16 protein-coding genes are annotated in these 20045 nt (G+C 70.9%); 9 read left to right on the top strand and 7 right to left on the bottom strand.

What is annotated here, in order from left to right; genetic code table 11:
- Positions 1-1430: 1430 nt before the first annotated feature.
- Positions 1431-2507, bottom strand: a complete 1077-nt coding sequence (locus ACIP4P_RS03185) for a PIG-L deacetylase family protein (protein WP_400914148.1) — start codon at positions 2505-2507, stop codon at positions 1431-1433.
- 744 nt (positions 2508-3251) lie between these two features.
- Here ACIP4P_RS03185 and ACIP4P_RS03190 point away from each other — a divergent pair.
- Positions 3252-3650, top strand: a complete 399-nt coding sequence (locus ACIP4P_RS03190; protein WP_400914150.1) for an ATP-binding protein — start codon at positions 3252-3254, stop codon at positions 3648-3650.
- 8 nt (positions 3651-3658) lie between these two features.
- On the opposite strand, the gene ACIP4P_RS03195 is transcribed toward ACIP4P_RS03190, so the two are convergent.
- Positions 3659-4888: a PP2C family protein-serine/threonine phosphatase gene (locus ACIP4P_RS03195; protein ID WP_400914152.1), complete on the bottom strand. Its 1230-nt coding sequence runs from the start codon at positions 4886-4888 to the stop codon at positions 3659-3661.
- A 118-nt stretch (positions 4889-5006) separates the two neighbouring features.
- On the bottom strand, positions 5007-5372 hold the full coding sequence (locus tag ACIP4P_RS03200) for an STAS domain-containing protein (RefSeq protein ID WP_400914155.1): 366 nt from the start codon (positions 5370-5372) through the stop codon (positions 5007-5009).
- Between the two features lie 198 nt (positions 5373-5570).
- Between ACIP4P_RS03200 and ACIP4P_RS03205 the strand changes: the two genes are divergently transcribed.
- Entirely contained in the window at positions 5571-5864 is a 294-nt protein-coding gene (locus ACIP4P_RS03205) for a helix-turn-helix transcriptional regulator (RefSeq protein ID WP_400914157.1), read from the top strand.
- Positions 5865-5962: 98 nt separating this feature from the next.
- Here ACIP4P_RS03205 and ACIP4P_RS03210 read toward each other — a convergent pair whose 3' ends face one another.
- Together ACIP4P_RS03210 and ACIP4P_RS03215 are read right to left on the bottom strand one after the other, a co-directional pair.
- Positions 5963-6118 (bottom strand): DUF6131 family protein, encoded by a 156-nt coding sequence (locus ACIP4P_RS03210; protein ID WP_400914159.1) that lies wholly within the window; start codon positions 6116-6118, stop codon positions 5963-5965.
- Positions 6119-6294: 176 nt separating this feature from the next.
- Positions 6295-7863, bottom strand: a complete 1569-nt coding sequence (locus ACIP4P_RS03215) for a threonine/serine exporter ThrE family protein (RefSeq protein WP_400914162.1) — start codon at positions 7861-7863, stop codon at positions 6295-6297.
- A gap of 373 nt (positions 7864-8236) precedes the next feature.
- Between ACIP4P_RS03215 and ACIP4P_RS03220 the strand changes: the two genes are divergently transcribed.
- From ACIP4P_RS03220 to ACIP4P_RS03240, 5 genes are all read left to right on the top strand, one after another.
- Positions 8237-9163 (top strand): SigB/SigF/SigG family RNA polymerase sigma factor, encoded by a 927-nt coding sequence (locus ACIP4P_RS03220; protein ID WP_400914165.1) that lies wholly within the window; start codon positions 8237-8239, stop codon positions 9161-9163.
- Between the two features lie 187 nt (positions 9164-9350).
- Positions 9351-10481 carry a helix-turn-helix domain-containing protein gene (locus ACIP4P_RS03225; RefSeq protein WP_400914167.1) on the top strand — a complete coding sequence of 377 codons (1131 nt, stop codon included), beginning with the start codon at positions 9351-9353 and terminating at the stop codon, positions 10479-10481.
- Entirely contained in the window at positions 10481-11653 is a 1173-nt protein-coding gene (locus ACIP4P_RS03230; protein WP_400914170.1) for a PLP-dependent cysteine synthase family protein, read from the top strand. Before ACIP4P_RS03225 ends, ACIP4P_RS03230 begins: the two co-directional genes overlap by 1 nt.
- Before the next feature lie 271 nt (positions 11654-11924).
- Positions 11925-13451: an RICIN domain-containing protein gene (locus ACIP4P_RS03235; RefSeq protein ID WP_400914172.1), complete on the top strand. Its 1527-nt coding sequence runs from the start codon at positions 11925-11927 to the stop codon at positions 13449-13451.
- Between the two features lie 58 nt (positions 13452-13509).
- Positions 13510-15039 carry an RICIN domain-containing protein gene (locus ACIP4P_RS03240; RefSeq protein WP_400914174.1) on the top strand — a complete coding sequence of 510 codons (1530 nt, stop codon included), beginning with the start codon at positions 13510-13512 and terminating at the stop codon, positions 15037-15039.
- 91 nt (positions 15040-15130) lie between these two features.
- Here ACIP4P_RS03240 and ACIP4P_RS03245 read toward each other — a convergent pair whose 3' ends face one another.
- Complete coding sequence (locus tag ACIP4P_RS03245) at positions 15131-15679, bottom strand: hypothetical protein (protein ID WP_400914177.1); 549 nt, start codon at positions 15677-15679, stop codon at positions 15131-15133.
- 52 nt (positions 15680-15731) lie between these two features.
- Complete coding sequence (locus tag ACIP4P_RS03250) at positions 15732-16877, bottom strand: hypothetical protein (RefSeq protein WP_400914180.1); 1146 nt, start codon at positions 16875-16877, stop codon at positions 15732-15734.
- 343 nt (positions 16878-17220) lie between these two features.
- Here ACIP4P_RS03250 and ACIP4P_RS03255 point away from each other — a divergent pair, with 343 nt between their 5' ends.
- Together ACIP4P_RS03255 and ACIP4P_RS03260 are read left to right on the top strand one after the other, a co-directional pair.
- Positions 17221-17943: a hypothetical protein gene (locus ACIP4P_RS03255; protein ID WP_400914182.1), complete on the top strand. Its 723-nt coding sequence runs from the start codon at positions 17221-17223 to the stop codon at positions 17941-17943.
- A 76-nt stretch (positions 17944-18019) separates the two neighbouring features.
- A complete protein-coding gene (locus ACIP4P_RS03260) occupies positions 18020-19897 on the top strand; it encodes an FG-GAP-like repeat-containing protein (protein WP_400914183.1) in 1878 nt (625 codons plus the stop codon).
- The last annotated feature ends 148 nt before the right edge of the window (positions 19898-20045 follow it).

The raw sequence follows: 20045 nt of genomic DNA on the forward strand, positions 1-20045 counted from the left end.
GCCCTCGACGGCGCCGAAGCGGGCAGGGTTCGCGGAGCTCATCCACTCGTCGCGCGCTCGGGTAATGCCTTCGTGAGACCGCCCGATGAAGTTCCACCGTATGACGATCGGCTGGGGCTTCTGGAGGGCCTCGGGTCCTCCTTCGGCGAAGCCATCGGTTTCACAGGCGTGTGGCGGCCAGTACCGGCCCGCAGTCGAGGATGGGTGGGCGCTGTCCGGTCAGACGGCGCGGTCGCTGGAGGGGGGCGGCCGTGAGCCGATGCTCCGTCAGATGAGTCAGCAAGGGGTCAGCGTCGGGATAGGTACTCGCTGCTGCACATGCGAAAACATGAGAACGCTCATCATCCGCGCGGTGTTGCGACGGGACGTCCGGAGGTTTGCTCTGGGCCCTCGCGTGCGACTTGAGTGGGATGGTTTCAGATTCGTCGCAGGGCGGCCCCGACTGTCGATCAGGGAAGCATCTCAGCAGGTCAGCGCACTCATGTCCGAGGCGTTAGCTGTACCTACCGTGCGACTGACGTACACCTGGTCATCCGCCCAATCGCGCACCTCGCCCGGACCTCACCTGCTTCCCCTGCCTCTCGCTCGTCTGTACGATCTGCCTATCGGATCGGTCGATGTAGTCCGCCCAGTTCTCGATCGCTTGAGGCACTCTGGCGTCCGGCGGATCATGCTCTCGCCTGATGTGCCGGACAGGCCCCGGTGCGAGGGGGCTCTTGCAGTCTCCGGCACGGAAGGGTGGGGGTCCAGAGTAGGACATGAATGACTGAGTTGGTCAAGACCATTGGCCTGATGCTGCATCAGAAAAGTCAGCAAATAGTCAGCATTGATCTGATCAAACACTGTCACACATCTCCGGACGTGAGGCACCGCCGATCTCCAGGTTGGGTCGGTCGCGAATCTGGCCACGCCTCCCGGGCGCTCTGCGCAGCTGGGGCGGTAGGCGTGCCCCAGCCTGGTGGGCACCAGAGAAGGCGCGTATGCATGGATGGGTGTTTTAGCAGGTCAGAGCGCATGCTTTCGCACCTCCAATGAGATGCGGGGGAGCTTCGGGGTGTTCAGGCTGACGTCGTTGTGGTCGCGCACCTTCGCAGATCGTGGCCCTATCTCCCAGTTATTCTGTGCCTGTACGATCCCTTCACCGGATCGGACGATGAAGTTCCACTGCCACATCGCCGCCCATGAGGACCACGGCATGATGGGCTTCATCGACGTGGTCCCGTAGACGGGGTCTGACCTGCGGAACCACCGTCAACTTCAGCCGCGGCATGGGGGACGTTCTGCAAGGAATGCGAACACCCCATGCCGCGTTGGTCCGAGTGCCCCCGGCCGGCGCCACGCTGGTGGTGGCGGCGTACCGGGGGCGAACAGGCGCCGGGGGCTTTGCGTCGAGAACATGGTGCAGCGTTCAATGACCCGCCGGCGGTCCGTCAGGACCAGCCCCACTGCGGCTTGCCGTCGTAGTCCTCGCTGTCCGCGTCGATGTTGCCGGTCTGGTACTTGCCCTTCTTGGGGAGGGCGAAGACGTACTCGTGCCGGTCGGCCGCAGCCGCCTCCATCTTCTCCGGGACGCTGTGGTAGCCGAGCGCGTAGAAGTTCTCGGACGGGCTCCACTTGTTGTAGCAGTGGATGGCGTTCTGCTTCTTCTGCAGGTGCTCGTCGGGGATGTCCAGCACGTAGGCGGCGCCCCTGCGGCGGTCGCTCTCCGCGAAGTCGTAGGCGTAGACGAAGTTGAAGCGCACGTCGGTGAGCACGCCGTCCCACGCCAGCTCCACGGCCGCGTCGGTGATCGCCTTGTGGGTCCGGGTGACCTCCAGCCAGCCCGCGGTGAACTTGTGTGAGGCTCCCGGGTACTGGTCCGCGAGGGACGCGATCTTCGACTTGACCGTCTTGGTGAACTTGTCGTAGGCGTTGCCGGGGTTGTACACGGTGTCGGAGATCTTCCAGTTGATCACCTTGTCGACGCCGAGGGCCTTCGCCGAGGCCATGAACTCGGTGGTCCGGCCGGGCACGACCATGGCGTCACCGTCGGTCGGCCAGTCCACCCCGTGGCGTCCGTGCGCCGCGCACCGGCCCGAGGGGCGCAGCCTGCACGACCAGTCCATCTTGGTCGTCTTGGTATCGTCCTTCCACTTCCACTCGTTCATGATCTCCGCCAGCTGGGTGTTCTCACCCCGAGTCACCAGCACCAGATACACGGGCCGTCCGGCCGCCTTGTGCTCCAGGATCGACCCGGCCAGGCCCAGCGCCTCGTCGTCCTGGTGCGGCGAGTAGAAGATCGCCGGCTTGGAGGCGGCCGAGGCCTTGCCCCCCATCAGGCCGGTGCCCAGCAGCGTCGCCCCGGCCATCGCGCCCGCCGTCAGCAACCGCCGCCGGGACAGGCCCGCGGGTGCGAGGTCCGCCAGCGCGGCCTCCGGCCCGCTCCACCGGGCGGGCCCGAACCCCGGCCCGGCGTCGCCGGTGGAAGCGGAGAGATCGAGGCGGTGGCGGAAATGACGATCGGCCATGGGCAGGCTCCTTGGACAGCGGCGCCACCGGGGGCGGCACGGGAAACGGGCGTCGAAGGTGACGGCGGACGAACCACCAGGTCACACCCACGACACTACGGAGCGCACCGTCACCAGGCGTCACCCATCGGAACGGGGACCGCACTCCCGCACCCACCCCGGACCGGGACCGTGCTCCCGGGCACCGGCCCGCCCATCGGCGGTGGCAGCATCGGCAACGGCATCGGTGGGGGCACACCTACGGGCGGCCGAGCGGCACCTGTACGCGCAGCGTCCGCGCCGCGAGCGTGGACGACACCGGCCACGGCGCGTACGACGCCGTCGCCGCCTGGATCACCGATCCCGCTGGTCGACGGCCTGCGCGTGGGGAGTGCAGGGATCCGGCGCCATGTCCCGACCCGCCGCCCCGTGTAGCCGAACGAAGCCTGGGCAGGCGCCGAGTTAGGAACAGCCGAGCAAGGAACAGGAGCAGGTCCCGGCCACCCCCAGGACCAGGACCGTCCAGCGCGCTGTTCACGCGGGTGCCCACCGTGCGCGGCATGATGACGGGAAAGGCACACCGCCGTCCCATCGGCCAGGGAGCGCACCATGACAGGGCCAGCCGAGGAGGCCGGCGAAGCGGCGTCGAAGGCGTTGCGGCCCCCGGAGCAGCACCGCGCGGCTCCTCGATCGGATCAGGGGTGAGCAGCTGTGGAACGGCGTTCCCGGCAGGAGTCCTGGCCAGGCGGCGAGCGCGTCCGTCGGATGCTGTTCGTCGGGTGCGGTGGCGCGGTGCGCCGTGGCCGGGACTTCAGCGAGGACGTGTTGCGGTCGTGGGGCTGGTTGCCCGCTGCCGGCGACGAGGAGCGGGCGGTCGCCGAGGACGTTCTGCTGATGGTGTCGGAGCTGGTGACCAATGCCTGTCTGCACGCTCCGGGAGGTCCGCGTGAGCTGCGGTTGCGCTGGGACGGGCTCCGATTGCGGGTGGAGGTCTCGGACGGGAGTCCCGAGCTGCCGACCCTTCGTCCGGCGGGGTCGGGGCGGCCGGGCGGGCATGGCCTGCGGGTGGTGCACACGCTGGCCGGGGCGTGGGGGAGCACGCCCGAGGACGGTGGGAAACAGGTGTGGCTGGAAGTGCCCTCGCCGTTGACCGGTCGCTACTGACGTGATCGTCAAGGCGCGGTGGACGGGCGTCCTTCCGGTCGGCCCGTGGCCGTGCTGAGGCCCTCGGGGTGCCATTCGGCCAGCACGATCGTGGCGTCGTCCTGCAGTCGGCCGTGGTGGTGGTCGAGGATGTCGTGGATCAGGCGGCGCAGGGCTTCGGGGGCGGGCTCACCGGCGGCGAGGGCACGGGTGACGAAGTCGACGAGCCGCTCTTCGCCGAACTGCAGGCCGGTGGCCGAGCGGGCTTCGGTGACGCCGTCGGTGTGGATCAGGACGCGGTCGCCGGGTTCGAGCTGGGTCTCGTGCACCGTGCGGGAGTACTCGTAGCCCGGGCCGAGGCCGAGCGGCAGCTCACCCGGGGATTCCAGGGCCCGCGGCACGACGCGGTGGCCGCGGATGAGCAGCGGCGGCGGGTGACCCGCATTGAGCCAGGCCAGCTGCCCGGTCGCCAGGTCCAGGTGCGCGAAGACACCGGTGAGCAGGCCGCCGGGCTGCCAGCGGTTCAGGTCCTCGTCGATCCGGTCGGCGATGTCGGTGAGGGATCCGCCCGCGCGGCGGGCGGACCGGAAGCCCGCCAGCGCGACGGCGGAGGCCAGACCCGCCGCAAGGTCGTGCCCCATGGCGTCGACCACGGTCAGGTGCAGGTGCCCGTCGTCGAGCCCGTGGTCGAAGGCGTCGCCGCCCACCTCGTAGGCGGGCTCCAGCACGGCCGTGGAGGTGACCTGGTCGGTGCCGAGAGTGCGCGGCGGCAGGAACGCCCACACCATCTCCGCCGCCGTGGTCATCGGACGTTGACGGGCCGTGCGGCTGAACAGGTCGCTGAACCCGCTCTTGGACACGACGGTCAGCGCGGTCACCGCGGCCAGCTGCACGGCACCGTCCAGCACCGCGGGCGTGACCCGGTCGGCGACGACCTGCAGCACGCCGATCCGCGCGATGCCGTCGACCAGGGGTAGCCACACCGTCGGCGGCCGGCGATGCGACCGCCGTAGCGACATCGTCCGGTACGCCCACCCGGCCACCGTCCCCTCGATCGCCAGTGCCCGCACCTCACCGTCGTCACCGGGGCGGGACAGGGGCACCAACTGCTCCTCCTGCACGTCCGCCAGGTAGACGGTGGCCGACAGCATTCCCAGTCGGCGGGCCGTCTCGTCGACCAGCTGCGGCAACTGTCGAGGGGCCACGGTGTGGGACCGCTCCAGGAACAGGGCCAACGCGGCCCCCGTTTCCTCCTCCATCGCGCACCGGCCCCTCTCGCCGTGTCGGCTCCTCCTCCGAGTCTGGGACCGGTCCGGCCTCGGTGCGCGGCGTCGGCAGGTGCCGGTGCGGCGTGCCGACGCCGGCGAGGTCATGGGCTCAGCCGCGCGGCGTGGTCGGCGTGTGGTCCCGAAGCACATCCCCGACGTCGGCGTACAGCGTGAACAGCCTGGCGGTGTCGGTGATCTCCAGGACCCGCAGTGTCTGCTGCGGGGGCGCGAGCAGCACCAGCGGGACACCCTCGGCGGCGGCGCGCCGTCGGGTGGTCAGGAGCAGGTTGAGGCCGGTGGAGGTGAACAGCTCCACCCCGGCCAGGTCGACGACGAGCAGGCCGGGGTGCTGGTCCAGGGCGGCGTTCAGCGCCTGCTCGGCCTGTGGTTCGCTGTCGAGGATCAGGTCCCCGGTGAAGGAGCACACCAGCGCCGGGCCGACCCGTACGGTCTCCGACTTCAGGCCGGGCAGCACAGCCGCCTCCTCACAGCCGGGGTGCGGGCTCCACACGCCCCGCGTCCTTGCCGCACTCACAGGAGGCGCCGACCCGCTGCGACGGCGGCGCGATGTGCGGTACTTCCACTGTTCGCCCTCCTCCGAGACCTGTCAACCAATACATGAAACGTCTATCGCGTTTCGCCAGGCGTGAAACAGGTGTCCTATCGTGGAGACATGGACGACGACACGACCACCGAACGGCAGTGGACGTTCCTGACCAACCACGCCCGCGTCCTGGTCCAGATCGCCCGCGACCCCGGTATTCGCGTCCGCGACATCGCCACCCGCTGCCTGCTGACCGAACGCGCCGTCCAGCGCATGATCAGCGACCTCGAACAGGCCGGATACCTCACCCACGAACGCCGCGGCCGCACCAACCACTACAGCGTCATCGCCGCCAAACAGCTGCGCCACCCCGCGGACGCCGGCCCCACCGTCGCCGAACTCCTCGCAGCCCTCATCCGCTGACGCCTGGCGTGCCCGTCGGCCGCCCGCGCCGGCCTGTGGGGGTCGACGCGGTGGCTCGGGCAGGGGCGGAAGCAGTCGGGTCAGAAGTAGCAGTCGGGTCAGAAGTAGTGACGACGCCCGCCGACGGTGTGCCCGACGGCTCCGGCGACCCAGAGCACGAGCCCGATGACGACGAGGATCATGCCGATGGTCCACAGGATCGGAAACCCGATCACGAATCCGACGATGAGCAGGATGACGCCGAGGACGATCATGGTTCCTCCTTGGTCGATGACAGGACGGTTGTCGGAAGGCCTGCTCTGCGTCTGTCGCGCCCGAACGGCCCTGGGCAGCGGAGCCGTCGCACCTCCGGCCGTGCCCATGGGTCGCGCCTACCGCACTGCGTGTCCGGTAAACCTTCACGAGGCGTTCGCGCAGTCGGTCGTGCCGCTCAACGGCGGTGGCGTCCGCCGGGTCGCCGGCCGGCGAGGACCACTCCGGGCGCGGGGAGGAAGAGGCGGGCCACCTCGTGGCCCAGGCTGACGCCGATCGCGAGGGCCATCGCGGTGGCCGTCGCGCGCCCGACGCCGCTGAGCCCGGCCTCGGGTTCGCCCTGGACGAAGGCGATCAGTCCGAAGTAGAGCTCCGACCCGGGGAGCAGCGGTCCGAGGGCCGCGGTCACGAACGGCAGGGCGGGGCTGCCGCCGAACCGGGCCGTGAGCTGTCCGGACAGGCCGACCAGCATGGCGGCGAAGCCGGTGGCCATGATGGGTTCGGTGCCCGCCTGCACCAGTGCGCCGTACGTCGACCAGCCCGCCGCGCTGTTGACGAGGACGGCCGGAAGCGCGGCGGGCTCGGTGTTGAGCAGAACGGCGAAGAACAGGGTGAGCAGGACCGCCGCTGTCAGTTGGAGCGCGGGGTTCGACGGGGCGGGCACGCCCTGGGCCATCAGGTCCGCGCCGTTGTTGACGCCGACGTAGAGGACGGTGGTCACCCCGACGACGACGCCGGCCATCAGGTACAGCGCTTCCAGCAGCCGGGCGGCGGCGGTCAGGTAGAAGCCCGTGAGACCGTCCTGGACGGCGGCGACCATGGGCCAGCCCGGCATGAACGCGTACAGTCCTCCGGCGATCACCACGGACCCGCGCAGGTGCAGCTGGTTGAAGGACATCAGGATGCCGACGGCCGCCGCCGGTGCCGCGGCCGCGGAGATCCGGTAGAACTCCGGCAGGGCGCGTCGTGCGACCAGGGTCGACAGCCGGTCTCCCGCGACGGCCGCCACGACGGCGCACACGAACACCAGCCAGGCGCGGGCGTCGGCGCGCCCGCTGACCAGCAGCGTCGCAGAACCTGCCAGCAGGCCGGTGGACGGAACGGTGAGCCAGCAGGGGTAGCGGTGGTGTTCCCGGTGCACGGCCGTCAGTCGGCGGTGGGCGGCTTCCGCCGGCAGACCGCCGGCGGTGATCTCGGTGACCAGTCGGAAGAGCGCCGCCAGCCGTGCGTAGTCCCCGGTGGGGCGGCGCACCGAGCGTTCGGCTGTCACCGGCGGCTCGCCGGGGCCCGGCTGGTAGGAGATCGCGACCCGCGTGAACGTGACCTGCGGGTCGCAGAACGGGGCACGGTAGGTCGAGGTGACGGCGAACACGGCCGCCTCGACGTCCTCGGCACTCTCGCCGCAGGCCAGCATCAGCTCTCCCACCCGCAGGGCGAGGCTGACGGCGGCGGCCAGCTCCTCGGGCTTCGGGTGGTTCTCGCGCACGCCGTCGTCGAGCGGGCGGGCGGCGGTCGGGAGGCGCAGCAGCGGCAGTATCCGGTCCGGCCACGCCACCGCGCCGTCGACCTCGCTGCCGCCGTCCTGCGCGTCGGCCGGGTCGCCGACGGCGGGTGCCGGTGCGACACCCGGGTGGACGGGTGCGGTGACGGCCGCCCGGTCCCCCGGAGGGCCGCCCTGTGCCGGCACCTGCGGGCCGGGCCCGCGGTCTGGCTCGGCTCCCGCACCGAGCTGCTCGTGCTCCGGCATCGCCGCTCCTCGCACCACCCCCTGCGGTAACTCTTCGTGCTCGCTTGTCTACCCGTGGGTCACCGGGGTGAACGTTGCGTCGGAAGCGCGGAGGAACCGTTCGCGCCCGGCGTTCGGGTGACCGGGACCATCGCGCATTCCTCGCGAACGGTAATAAGTCATCCGAAACATGAATTCGGTGTCGTGTATCGGGGTAGAACACCTGTAGCAGCGGCCGTAGCCGATCCGGTGGCCGCGCCGACACCCGTCGGGTGTCGCCGGGACCTTCGCTTGAAGAAGCCGGGCACAGGTCCTGGGGGAAAGAAGTCCACCGCACGCGAGCGGGACTCCGCTCGCGGAGCAGGGCGTTCACCCCGATGCCCAGGAGAAGCAAGTGTCCACCCTCACGGAAACCCTTCACCCTGCCGGACCCGAGGCCGTCGGCCCCCCGTCCGTGCCGCCCCGACCGGACCGTCCGCCCCGGTTCACCGAAGCCGAGCTGCGGGCCATGGGCAAGTGCGAGGCGCGCGAGCTGAGCGACGGGCTGTTCGAGCGGCTGGCCGAACTGGCCCGCGAGAGTGGGGAGTACAGCTACGTCCGCGGCACGGTCATCGAGCTGAACATGCCGCTGGTGCGCTTCATCGCGGCGCGCTTCCGCCACCGCTCGGAGGACATGGAGGACATCCTCCAGGTCGGCACGGTCGGACTGATCAAGGCCGTCGACGGCTACGACCCGCACCGCGGCGTCGAGTTCGTCACCTACGCCATCCCCACCATCGCCGGCGAGATCAAGCGGTTCTTCCGTGACACCTCCTGGCCGGTGCGGGTGCCGCGCAGCATGCAGGAGCTGTACCTGACGGTTGCCCGCGGTTCCGACCGGCTGGAGCAGGAACTCGGCCGCGTCCCGAGCCCCGAGGAGATCGCGAAGGACCTGGACCTCACCGTGGAGGAGGCCACCGAAGGCCTGGTCGCGGGCCGGGTCCACCACCCCAACTCCCTGGACGCGCTGCGCGAGCAGGACTCCGACGAGGCCGGCAGTGCACTGGTGGACCGCCTCGGTTCCTGCGACCCGGGTATCGAACTCGCCGACTTCCGCACCGCGGTGCGTCCGCTGCTGGCCCACCTTCCGGAGCGGGAGCAGACGGTGCTCAAGCTGCGCTTCTGGGACGGCCTGACCCAGTCCGAGATCGCCGCCCGGATCGGCGTGTCCCAGATGCACGTCTCCCGGCTGCTCAGCACCGTGCTGGCGGGACTGCGCGAACAACTGGACGACCGCGACGCGCCGGGCTGGTCGCCCAGGGGTCACCGCCCGCACGCCTGACCGGCTGGTGCCGGTGCGAGTCGACCCGACGGCCCGTCGTGCGGCGACGCGGTCGGGTTGCGCCGGAGAGGGGTGCGGGGGCGGGTTCCTTCGGGTGCGGACTTGGCGGGTGCATGGCGGGTGGCCGATGATGTCGGCGGGGGAGCCCTGCCGGCTCGGCGGGGGAGTGCTGTCCGGAGGGGTGGAGATGGCGGCTGGTGTCCCGGGGGCCCGGTGGGACGAGGGTTTGTCGGCGAAGGACCGTTTCGAGGTCTGGCGGGACACGCTGGGCAGGACCCGGGAGTGCGAGGCGACCAGCGCTCACGCGGACAGTTTCGAGGCGGAGCTGCGGTACTCGGAGCTGGGGCCGGTGGCGATGTTCTGGACGTCGTTCCGGTCGGCGCGCTTCGTGCGGAACGAGCGGCTGGTGCGGCGCTCGGACCGTCAGGAGCTGTACCACCTGACCCTGCTGACCTCCGGTGGCCAGGCGCTGACGCGAGGGAGGGACCAGCGGGACAAGTCCGGGCCCGGGGAACTGTGGCTGATGGACAACACGACCCCGTACGACGTGCGGGTCTTCGGCACCGGCCCGGGGGACGCCCGCGCCGCCGGGGTGGCAGTGGACATTCCCCAGGCGCTGCTGCCGGTGCCCGGCCGCCTGGTGGGTGACCTGCTCGGCCGCAGGCTGCCCGCGAGTGCGGGCTCAGGTGCGTTGCTCGCGGAGTTCCTGCTCGGGCTGGACCGTCAGGCCCACACACTGGGGCCGGCGGAGGCGGCCCGGCTCGGCACGGTCGTGATCGACCTGGTGGCGGCCTGGATCGCCAGGGAACTCGACGCCGTGCCCGCCCTGCCGCAGGAGACCCAGTGGCGGGCCCTGATGGAGAGCGTCCGCGGGTTCATCCGGCACAACCTCCACGACCCCGACCTGACCCCGGCCACGGTGGCCGCCGCGCACCACCTCTCCCTCAGCCATCTCCACCACCTGTTCGCCCGGCACAGCGGTGGTGAGACCCTGGCCGCCTCGATCCGCCGGCAGCGCCTGCAACGCGCCCACCGGGACCTCGCCGACCCCGCGCTGCGTGGGGTCGCGATCCACCTCGTCGCCGCCGCCTGCGGTCTACCGCGGGCGTCCGAGTTCAGCCGCGCGTTCAAGGCCGCGTACGGGATCTCCCCGCGTGAACACCGGAGCCGGGCTCAATGGGTCGACTCCCATTGCGCTGCTCCGGTGAACACGGCCGGGCACCGGTCGGCCACCGGGTCGGCGGATGCCCGGATGTCCATCATGAACGGGCGCCGGCAGGCCGTCGGCACCCCGATCGAGCAGGACGGAGAGAGCTGATGACCACGCTGGACGACATCCCGGGAAACCCACCCCCGGCCGAGACGGAGGACGAGTCGGACGTCTACCGGGACGACCGGACGTGGGCGATCGACACCATCGCGGCCATCCGGGACGAGCTGAGGCCCGAGCGGACGAAGCTGACCAGGATCCCGCTGCCGGACGCCTTCGAGCAGAACGGGCTGACGCTGCACGTCAAACGGGAGGCGGAGCAGCCCTCCGGCAGTCACAAGCACCGCCTGGCCGCGGCACTGCTCACCCACGCCGTCTCCAGCGGCTGGCTGAGCCGGAACCAGCCGGTGGTGGAGGCGTCCAGCGGGTCGACGGCCATCTCCGAGGCCTGGTACTGCCAGAAGCTCAAGATCCCCTTCTACGCGGTGGTGCCGGCCGGCACGGCCAAGGAGAAGCTGCAGGCGATCAGGGACCTCGACGGTGCCGTGATCCCCACGACGGGGGACATCGTCCAGCACGCGCGCCGGGTGGCCGCCCGGTACGACGGACACTTCATGGACCAGTTCACCTACGCCGAACGCGCCTACGACTGGCGCGGCACCGAGGGTCTCGCCCAGGAACTCCTGGACGATCTCAAGGACTTGAAGTGGTTCGTGATGGGCGCGGGGACGGGCGGCACGGCCACCTCGGTCGCCCGCCACGCCCGCTACAGCGGCAGTCGGTTGAGGGTGTGCGTGCCGGACCCGGACCACTCGGCGTTCTTCGACGGCTGGTACTGGCGGGACCCCACGGTGACCGACCAGGGCTCGCTCATCGAGGGCATCGGCCGCCCCCGGGTCGAGGCCTCGTTCGTGCCGGCCACGGTCAACCGGATGATCCGGGCCCATGACGCGGCATCGGTGGCGACGATGCGCGTCCTCGCGAAGGGGGACTGGAACATCCAGGCGGGACCCTCCACCGGGACGGGGGTGTTCGGTGCGATCCGGGTGCTGCTCGGCATGCTCAAGGCCGGGGAGAGCGGCGGTGTGGCCACCGTGATGTGCGACCCGGCCTCCCGCTACACCAACGAGTACTACGACGACGCGTGGCTCAAGGAGAAGAAGATCGACTACAAGCCCTGGGTCCCCACCATCGAGACGTTCTTCGAAACCGGTGAGTGGGCCCCGCCCGCGGCCTTCCAGCCCGTTCCCCGGCCGGCGGCCGCCCTCTGGAACATGTGACGGTCGGGCGACAGCGCCCGCTGTCGCCCTGTTCGTCCCCGCTGTCGGGTGCCCGGGCGGGGCCGTCGGGATCGCCGGCGGCCCCGCCCGGGCGTTTTGTCGGCCGGTCGGTGACGTGCGCAGAGCGGCAACGACCCGTCACGTCAAGCTGTTGCAGCGGAATGCACTCGTTCGAGAAATTGCCGTGTTCCTGCCCTTCCGAGTTGCTGGAATCAACCGACAGTCACCTGAAATGAGCAACAGGCGGCCAGTGAACGGCGAAGGGATCACGATGAGCACCGCCCCGCAGGCAACGACAGGCAGCGAGAACCCCGCCCCTCCGATCAGCACGGTCGCCGGGACCGGGGTCGCGGGCCCCAAGGGGGACAACGGCCCTGCCGTCGCCGCCGAGTTGAACCGTCCGTTCGGGATCGCGGTGGACCGCACCGGCACCCTCTACTTCGCCGACCGTGACAACCACCGGGTCCGGAAGGTCACGACCGACGGGAGGATCAGCACGGTCGCGGGCACGGGTACGGGCGGCTTCGGCGGTGACGGCGGCCCGGCGGTCAAGGCCCAACTGAACTACCCGCGCGGGGTGTTCGTGGACGGCGCGGGCACCCTCTACATCGCCGACGGCGACAACCACCGGATCCGGAAGGTCGCGGCGGACGGGACGATCAGCACCGTCGCCGGCACCGGCACCGCGGGCTTCAGCGGTGACGGCGGCCCGGCGGCGAAGGCCCAACTGGACGGTCCGTTCTGGGTGGTGGCGGACGGCGCGGGCGTCCTCCACATCGCCGACTACAACAACCACCGGGTCCGCAGGGTGGCGGCGGACGGGACGATCAGCACGGCCGCCGGCACCGGCACCGCGGACTTCGGAGGTGACGGTGGCCCGGCGGTCGAGGCCCGACTGAACCGCCCGCACGGGCTGGCACTGGACGGCGCGGGCACCCTCTACATCGCCGACAGCCTCAACCACCGGGTCCGGAAGGTCGCGGTGGACGGGACGATCAGCACCGTCGCGGGGGTCGGCACCGCGGGCTTCAGCGGTGACGGCGGCCCGGCGGCCCAGGCCCAACTGAACGTCCCGACCGGGGTCGTGGTGGACGGCGCCGGCGTCCTCCACATCGCCGAGTACAGCAGCCACCGGGTCCGCAGGGTCGCCGCGGACGGGACGATCGGCACGATTGCCGGTACCGGCACCGCGGGATCCACCGGCGACGGCGGCCCGGCCGCCGAGGCCCAACTGAGCAACCCCCTGGGGCTCGCCGTGGACTGCGTCGACACCCTCCACATCAGCGAGTACGGCGGACAGCGGATCCGCAGGATCGCCGCGCCGGCCGTGGCCGGGCTGCCCGAGTCGGGCACGGTGGTCTCCTGGGTCAACGTCCGCAGCAGGCTGCGGATGGGGGCCCTGCGCGAGTCCACCAAGGACGGTGCCGAGATCCATCAGGTCCTCGCCGCGCCCAGGGAGCACCAGCGCTGGCGCCTGGTGGTGGCGGGCCAGGACGGCGGCGAGGTGCTCTACACGTTCGAGAACGTGCGCAGCGGCAAGGTGCTGGAAGTCCCCGAAGCGCTCAAGGTGCACGGGACGGTGGTCGCGCAGCGCGCCTACGCGGGTGCCGACGCGCACCACCAGCAGTGGCGGCTGATCCCCATGGGCCCGGCGACCGACAGCCCCCGGGCGTACGAGATCGCCAACCGGCACAGCGGCCTGCTCCTGCGCGTCGACGCGACCACGCCCGTGGCCGTCACGCAGCAAGGGGCGGACGGCGACCACCGCAACCGGCAATGGCAGCTGCTCCCCGTGTGACGTACGAGCAGCAGCCACCCACCCTCGACATCCGGGCACCACGAGTGAAGGAACGACGATGACCACTCCCGACAAGGCGACGACTCCGGGCCAGCAGACCGCCCCTCCGATCACCACGGTCGCCGGGACCGGGCCGGCGGCGTTCGCCGGGGACAACGGACCGGCCGTCGCGGCACAGCTCAACCGCCCGCTCGGGCTGGCGGCGGACAGCGCCGGGATGCTCCACATCGCCGACTACAACAACCAGCGGATCCGGAGGATCACCACCGACGGCCGGATCGGCACCCTCGCCGGCACCGCCACCGCGGGATTCAGCGGTGACAACGGCCCTGCCGCGTCGGCCCAGGTGAACCAGGCGCGCGGGCTGGCGGTGGACAGCGCGGGCACCCTCTACATCGCCGACGCCGCCAACCACCGGATCCGCAGGATCACCAAGGACGGCCGGATCACCACCTTCGCCGGCACGGGCGCCGCGGGTTTCAGCGGCAACGGCGCCGCGGCGGCGTCGGCACAGCTGAACTACCCGTTGGCGGTGGCGGTGGACAGCACCGGGGCGGTCTACGTCTCCGACTACAACAACAACCGGATCCGGAAGATCGCCGCGGACGGCCGGATCAGCACCGTCGCAGGCACCGGTGCGGTCGGCTCCGGGGGTGACGGCGGCCCGGCGGACAAGGCCCAGCTGAACTACCCACGCGGACTCGCGGTGGACGCCGCGGGCACCCTCTACTTCGCCGACGGCGGCAACCACCGGATCCGGAAGGTCACGGCGGACGGCCGGATCAGCACCGTCGCCGGCACCGGCACCGCGGGCTTCAGCGGGGACGGCGGGCCGGCGGACAAGGCCCAACTGAACCTCCCCATGGGGATGGCGGTGGACAGCACCGGGGCCGTCTACGTCGCCGACTACAACAACCACCGGGTCCGTAGGATCGGCCCGGACGGGCGGATCAGCACCGTCGCCGGTACCGGCACCGCGGGCTTCGGGGGCGACAACGGCCCGCCCGTGAAGGCCCAGTTGAACAACCCGGCCGCGCTCGCCGTGGACTGTGTGGACACCCTCTACATCGCCGACCACGTCAACAACCGGATCCGGAGGATCGCCTCACCGCTGATGGCCGGCCTGCCGGAGTCCGGCACGGTGGTCTCCTGGTCCAACGTCCGCAGCGGGTTGCGGATGGGCGTGCTCCGCGAGTCCACCAAGGACGGGGCGGAGGTCCACCAGTCCCTCGCCGTCCCCCGGGAGCACCAGCGGTGGCGGCTGGTCGTGGCGGGCCGGAGCGGGGGAGGCGAGGTGCTCTACACGTTCGAGAACCTGCGCAGCGGCAAGGTCCTGGAGATCGTCGACGGGGAGGAGGCGGCCGGGGCGGTGGCTGCGCAGCGCGCCTACCAGGGCGTCGACGCGCACCACCAGCAGTGGCGGCTGATCCCGGTCGGCACCGCGACCGACGGCCCGCGGACGTACGAGATCGCCAACCGGCGCAGCGGCCTGCTCCTGCGGGTCGACGCCACCGCGCCCGCGGCGGTGAAGCAGCACGAGTCGGACGGCGACCAGCGCAACCGGCAGTGGCAGCTGCTCCCCGTGTGACACCGTCCGGCACCGTCTGACCAGGTCCGACCCACGCGAAAGGGGGTCAGGGACGGCAGCGTCCCTGACCCCCCTCATCGGGCGTCCGCCGCTACGAGCGCGGCGGTGAGTCGGCGCGCGGAGGCGTGTCGGCGCTCGGCTTGTCGGCACTCGGCTTGGCGGCCTCCGGTGCCGCCGGGGCGTCGGGGGCCTCGACGGTCGGCTTGGCCGGCTTGGGCGGCTTGGTGTAGTCGCTCTTCCTCGGCCTGCTCTCCAGGTCCGGGTCCTTCTGGAGGCCGCCGTGGTCCGCCACCGTCGGGCTGGAGGCCCGCATGCCGCCGGCCGCCGCCGTGGACACCGAGCCGGGGTCCTGGTTGTACTGCGCCTGCACCCCGGCCGACGCCTGGGTGGTCCGTACGAAGGAGCCGAGGAAACCGAGGACCGCCCGTGCCTCGGGCGACTGCTCCTGCACGATCTTCGCGCGGTTGTTGGCCCCGTGGATCCCGCTGGTGAACAGGCTCGTGGTCGTGTCGTCGTACGTGGCGTCGTCGGAGTCCTCGAAGTCGACGTCCGCCCCCGGCTCCGGCTTTCCGTCGCCGGTGATCACCGAGAACAGCCCCGCGCCCTTGCCCGCGGAGTCGAAGATGTTGCCGAACACCATGGTTGTCACCTCTGGTCGTCTCTGGTCGTCGTGGTGGTCACCGCCCGCCCGGTCAGGGCTGCTTGAACAGCTCTCGTTCGCTGTCGGTCAGGCTCTCGCCGTCGAACATCGTGTGCTGGACCTCCAGGGCGGAGACCACCTCGGCCAGCCCCTTCATCCGGAAGCCGCCGCCCGCCAGGTCGAGGTCGGCGATGTCGCGGGCCACCAGTCGGTCGAGGCCGGGGTAGTCCCCGGGCTGCGGCGGCGACAGCACCGCCACCGGCACGTCGTACCGCACCGCCAGCAGCCCGGAGAAGGTCACCGGGATCTCGTAGGAGTACTGCTTGCGGGTGCGCCGCTGGCTGACCAGGGTCTCCACCCGGGAGCCCGCCGGGACCTTGCCGGAGATCTGCGAGTTGGACATCCAACTGGTGGTCAGGGTGCCGCTGACGGAGCCCGTGATGCCTGCCATCAGACTGGCGTTGAGCTGCGCGTTGCCGGTGGCGGTGCCGGTGGTCGTGAACGCCACCGAGTCCGTCACCGTGCTCGTCGCGGTGGCCGTGGCGGAGGCCGACGCCGAATTCGCCACCGAGTTGTTCACGCCGTTCTCGGTGGCGTTCGCGACGTCCACCCCGATGTCGTCCTTGCTGTTCTCATTGGTCACCGTGTTGGTGCACTTGTTGTCCATGGCGTTCTGCAGCTGTGTTCCGAGCTGCCCCTGGAGTTGCCCCTGGAGCTGGCCCTGGAGTTCGATCTGGAGCTGGTTCTGCAACTGCAGCTGGAGTTCGGCGCTGACGCTGCCGCCGAAGGTGAGCTGGGATTCCCCCTGGAGGGTCCAGGTGATCGCGTTGGAGACGGTGAACTCGACGGTGTCGGTGAAGTCCATATCGGCCGTCCGGCTGCGGTTGACATAACTGCGCGAGGAGAACATATCGGGCGGCGGCTGGTGGATGTTGCGCCGTTCCTCGACCAGCGGCTCGCCGAGGTTGAGGTAGGCGAGCCAGCCGAGTTGGTGCGCTGTGCCGGGGAAGGCGCCGAAGCTGGACTTGTTCATGGAGAAGCCGACCGGCTTGTGCTGCACACCGTAGTCGTCGACGTAGACCAGGCTGGGGTGGTCCAGGATGGCCTGCCAGGTCTGCTCGATGCCCAGTTCCCGCAGGTTCTTCTTGGTCAGTGGCCGGCGCTTGGCCCGATCCAGGTTGTACGCGTTGGAAGGCATTCCCCGTCCTCGGATGGTGTCCTCGAATGATGTCCTCGAATCGATCCGGCCGAACCGCGCGCGGATGAATTCGGTGAATTCGGTGGGTTGGGAGTGGGTCGGGAACGGAATTCTGTGCACGTTCCGGCGATGGAAGCTATCACGGCCCCTATGCCGCGGCGTGGCCGTTGCGGGCATGACACTCGATCGGGTGAACCAAGGACCGGGCCCTGTCGGTGAATTCGGGAGTGTGGAACCCTGGCAACTCGGCAATTCCGGGACACGTCCACGAACTTGGCACCCGACGCATTGCTCTCCCGCAGCACAGAACACTCCCGTCCTGAGAACAGGTGAGGTTTCCGCTATGTACACCCAAGAACGCACCGCTATGGCGAATTTGGTGGTCGGCGGCCCGGTGGCGGTGAACAGCTACGACAACGCGATCGTGGCGGCGCTGGTCGAGAACCGGCCGGTCATGCTGGTGCACGCCTTCAACGGCGGCTACCTGCGGCCCGTCGACCTCAAGGACTCGGTCCACGACAAGGGGGTCAAGCTGGCGACCACGCTCGACCCCGACACCAAGGAGGCCAAGGGCCACCTCTGGTACATCACCCCCGGCGGCTTCTTCGGGCAGCGGCCGCTCTACTTCCTGGAGAGCGCCGCGGGCCAGGTGGTCCCCAAGCCCGTGGACCCGGCCGGTACCGCCGCCGGGCGCGGCGACGACGGCACTCCGAAGCCCCAGCGCCGGCGCATCAGCGTCCACCAGGACGCCCCGAAGGCCGCGACCGCCGACACCGTGCAGGTGGGCCTGCCCGACAAGGTCGGCGAGAAGTGGCGCGGCCGCAACGGCGCGCCCGAGGACACCCAGCTCTGGGTCGTCACGGTGACGCCGTGGGGCGGGATCACCTTCGTACCGATCACCCACCCCGACGCCATCCTCGGCTTCAAGGACTACGCGGTGACGCCCGAGAACGAGGCGCGCCTCACCTACAACTGGGGTGGGGACTTCACCGGGACGATCATCAACACCTTCTACCCGAGGCTGCCCAACGAGTGGAACGTGCCCTACCACCACGTCTTCACGTGAGCCGCGGCCACCGCCGCGCAGCCCCCGTCCCGGGCCAACGCCCGCACCGTCCGGAAGAGTTGGAAGAGGCACCACGATGCCCGTGCCCACGCAAGAACTGAAACTGGAGATCGTCAACGCCGCCACGGGGAAGACCCTCGGCGCCCCCCTGGTCCCGACCGCGGACGGGGCGCTGGTCGTCCGCGACTTCGCCGCCGCCGACGGCCCGCGCCCGGAGCAGTGGCAGCTCACCCCTGTGAAGACCGCGCAGGGCGGGTTCGAACAGGACGACCAGGGCTATGTGATCCGCAACGCGGCCGGGGGAAAGGTGCTCGACGACCCCGGCGGCAAGGACCGTGGCCTGCGCCAGGCGGCCGCCGCCGCGGGCAAGAAGAACCAGCAGTGGCACGTCGTCCCCGTCGAGGGCGAGGCGGGTCTCTACTTCATCGAGAGCGCGAGCGACGGCGTCGTCCTCGACCTGCCCGACCGCGACGAGGACGACGAGCCGCCGGCCGAGACCCGGGTCGTCCTGCGCGCGTACGACGACGCCTCGAAGACCCAGCGCTGGCGGTTCGTCACCGCCGAACCCGAGCGCACCAGCGACCTCGTGCTGCGCTTCGCGCAGCGGGACCACTGGAACGGCCGCCGGTCCTGGCCGCTGGTCCGCTCCACCGCACTGCGGATGGCACCCGGCGCGACGCCCTCCTTCAGCGACATGCTGCTGGTCCTGGAGCAGTTCGGCAGCGACAAGGCCGCCGGTGAGTGGACCGGCGAGGGGCCCAACCGCGTTCCCGGGCAGCCGGGTTGGTGGGCCGGGACGGGGGCGCGGTTCCTGGCCGACCTCACGGGGGCGGGGCGGCACGACATCGTGGGGCTCAAGCCCGCCAAGGGAGCCGTGACCGCGCCCGGCCGGGGCGACGGAACCTTCGACGCCGAGCAACCCCTGCTCAAGACCGCCGCCGCCCTGGCACCCGCCGACCTGTGGACCCTCGCGGACACCACGGGCGGCGGCAAGCCCGACATCGTGGTGCTGGCCGCCGACGGCGTCCGGGTGTCCCGCCGGGGCGAGGACGGCACATTCGCCCCGGCCGCCGGCAAGCTGGTCCTCAAGGCCTTCGGGAGCGACCCGAAGGCCGGCGGCTGGCTCGCCGACCGGCACCCCCGCTTCCTGGTCGACACCACCGGTGACGGCCGGCTCGACCTGGTCGGCTGCCACGACGGCGGGGTCTGGGTCTCCCGCCAGGACGAGGACGGGAAGTTCGCCGAACTCCCCGACGCACCGGTGCTCAAGGCCTTCGGCCGCGGCGAGGAGGCCGGCGGCTGGCTCCTCGACAAGCATCCCCGCTTCCTGGTCGACACCACCGGTGACGGCCGGCTCGACCTCGTCGGCTGCCACGACGAGGGCGTCTGGGTCTCCCGCCAGGACGGGGAGGGCGCGTCCGGCACGCCCGGCTCGTTCGGTGAACCGGAGCTCGTCCTCGGCGACTTCGGGACCGCCCAGGGCTGGAAGTCGGTCGCCAAGCACCCCCGGTTCCTGGTCAGGACCACCGTCGGCGGTCAGATGGACCTCGTCGGCTTCGGCCCGCAGGGCGTCGCGGTGGCCCGCGGGCGCGGCGACGGCACGTTCGAGCCCGCGAAGCTCGTCCTGAACGACTTCGGGACGGCACAGGGCTGGACGCCCAGGAAGCACCTCCGCTTCCTCGCCGACGTCACCGGCAACGGCGTCCCGGACATCGTCGGCTTCGGCGACGAGGGCGTCTGGGTGTCGCACGGCCTCGGTGAAGGCCGCTTCGAGCAGGCCCAGTTGGTCTGCCGCGGCTTCGGGTACGGCGACGACTCGGGCGCCTGGCGGGTCGATCGGCACCCCCGCTTCGTCGCCGACATCACCGGCGATGGGCGCGTCGACCTCGTCGGCTTCGGCGGCCCGGGGGTGTACGTGGCCCGGAACCTCCACCGCCGCTTCCGGACGCGTTAGGTCCGGTCCGGTCGATCTCGGCGGCACCCGGTCGGCCCCGTGTCGCGGTACGGCGCGGTTCCTCGCCGCATCCAGTATGTAGGCGATCCATTGCGTGCGCGGTCCCGGTGAGGACGTCGGACTCACCGGGACCGGCACCCGCCGCCCG

The organism is Kitasatospora sp. NPDC089509 (genome assembly GCF_044749365.1).
Taxonomy (GTDB): domain Bacteria; phylum Actinomycetota; class Actinomycetes; order Streptomycetales; family Streptomycetaceae; genus Kitasatospora.

Bases quoted from the DNA above. Each gene is read 5' to 3' on its own strand.
- ACIP4P_RS03260 (WP_400914183.1), top strand. From the start codon at position 18,020: ATGCCCGTGCCCACGCAAGAACTGAAACTGGAGATCGTCAACGCCGCC.
- ACIP4P_RS03250 (WP_400914180.1), bottom strand. From the start codon at position 16,877: ATGCCTTCCAACGCGTACAACCTGGATCGGGCCAAGCGCCGGCCACTG.
- ACIP4P_RS03245 (WP_400914177.1), bottom strand. From the start codon at position 15,679: ATGGTGTTCGGCAACATCTTCGACTCCGCGGGCAAGGGCGCGGGGCTG.
- ACIP4P_RS03185 (WP_400914148.1), bottom strand. From the start codon at position 2,507: ATGGCCGATCGTCATTTCCGCCACCGCCTCGATCTCTCCGCTTCCACC.
- ACIP4P_RS03195 (WP_400914152.1), bottom strand. From the start codon at position 4,888: ATGGAGGAGGAAACGGGGGCCGCGTTGGCCCTGTTCCTGGAGCGGTCC.
- ACIP4P_RS03235 (WP_400914172.1), top strand. From the start codon at position 11,925: ATGAGCACCGCCCCGCAGGCAACGACAGGCAGCGAGAACCCCGCCCCT.
- ACIP4P_RS03205 (WP_400914157.1), top strand. From the start codon at position 5,571: ATGGACGACGACACGACCACCGAACGGCAGTGGACGTTCCTGACCAAC.
- ACIP4P_RS03255 (WP_400914182.1), top strand. From the start codon at position 17,221: ATGTACACCCAAGAACGCACCGCTATGGCGAATTTGGTGGTCGGCGGC.
- ACIP4P_RS03230 (WP_400914170.1), top strand. From the start codon at position 10,481: ATGACCACGCTGGACGACATCCCGGGAAACCCACCCCCGGCCGAGACG.
- ACIP4P_RS03210 (WP_400914159.1), bottom strand. From the start codon at position 6,118: ATGATCGTCCTCGGCGTCATCCTGCTCATCGTCGGATTCGTGATCGGG.
- ACIP4P_RS03225 (WP_400914167.1), top strand. From the start codon at position 9,351: ATGGCGGCTGGTGTCCCGGGGGCCCGGTGGGACGAGGGTTTGTCGGCG.
- ACIP4P_RS03240 (WP_400914174.1), top strand. From the start codon at position 13,510: ATGACCACTCCCGACAAGGCGACGACTCCGGGCCAGCAGACCGCCCCT.
- ACIP4P_RS03190 (WP_400914150.1), top strand. From the start codon at position 3,252: ATGCTGTTCGTCGGGTGCGGTGGCGCGGTGCGCCGTGGCCGGGACTTC.
- ACIP4P_RS03215 (WP_400914162.1), bottom strand. From the start codon at position 7,863: ATGCCGGAGCACGAGCAGCTCGGTGCGGGAGCCGAGCCAGACCGCGGG.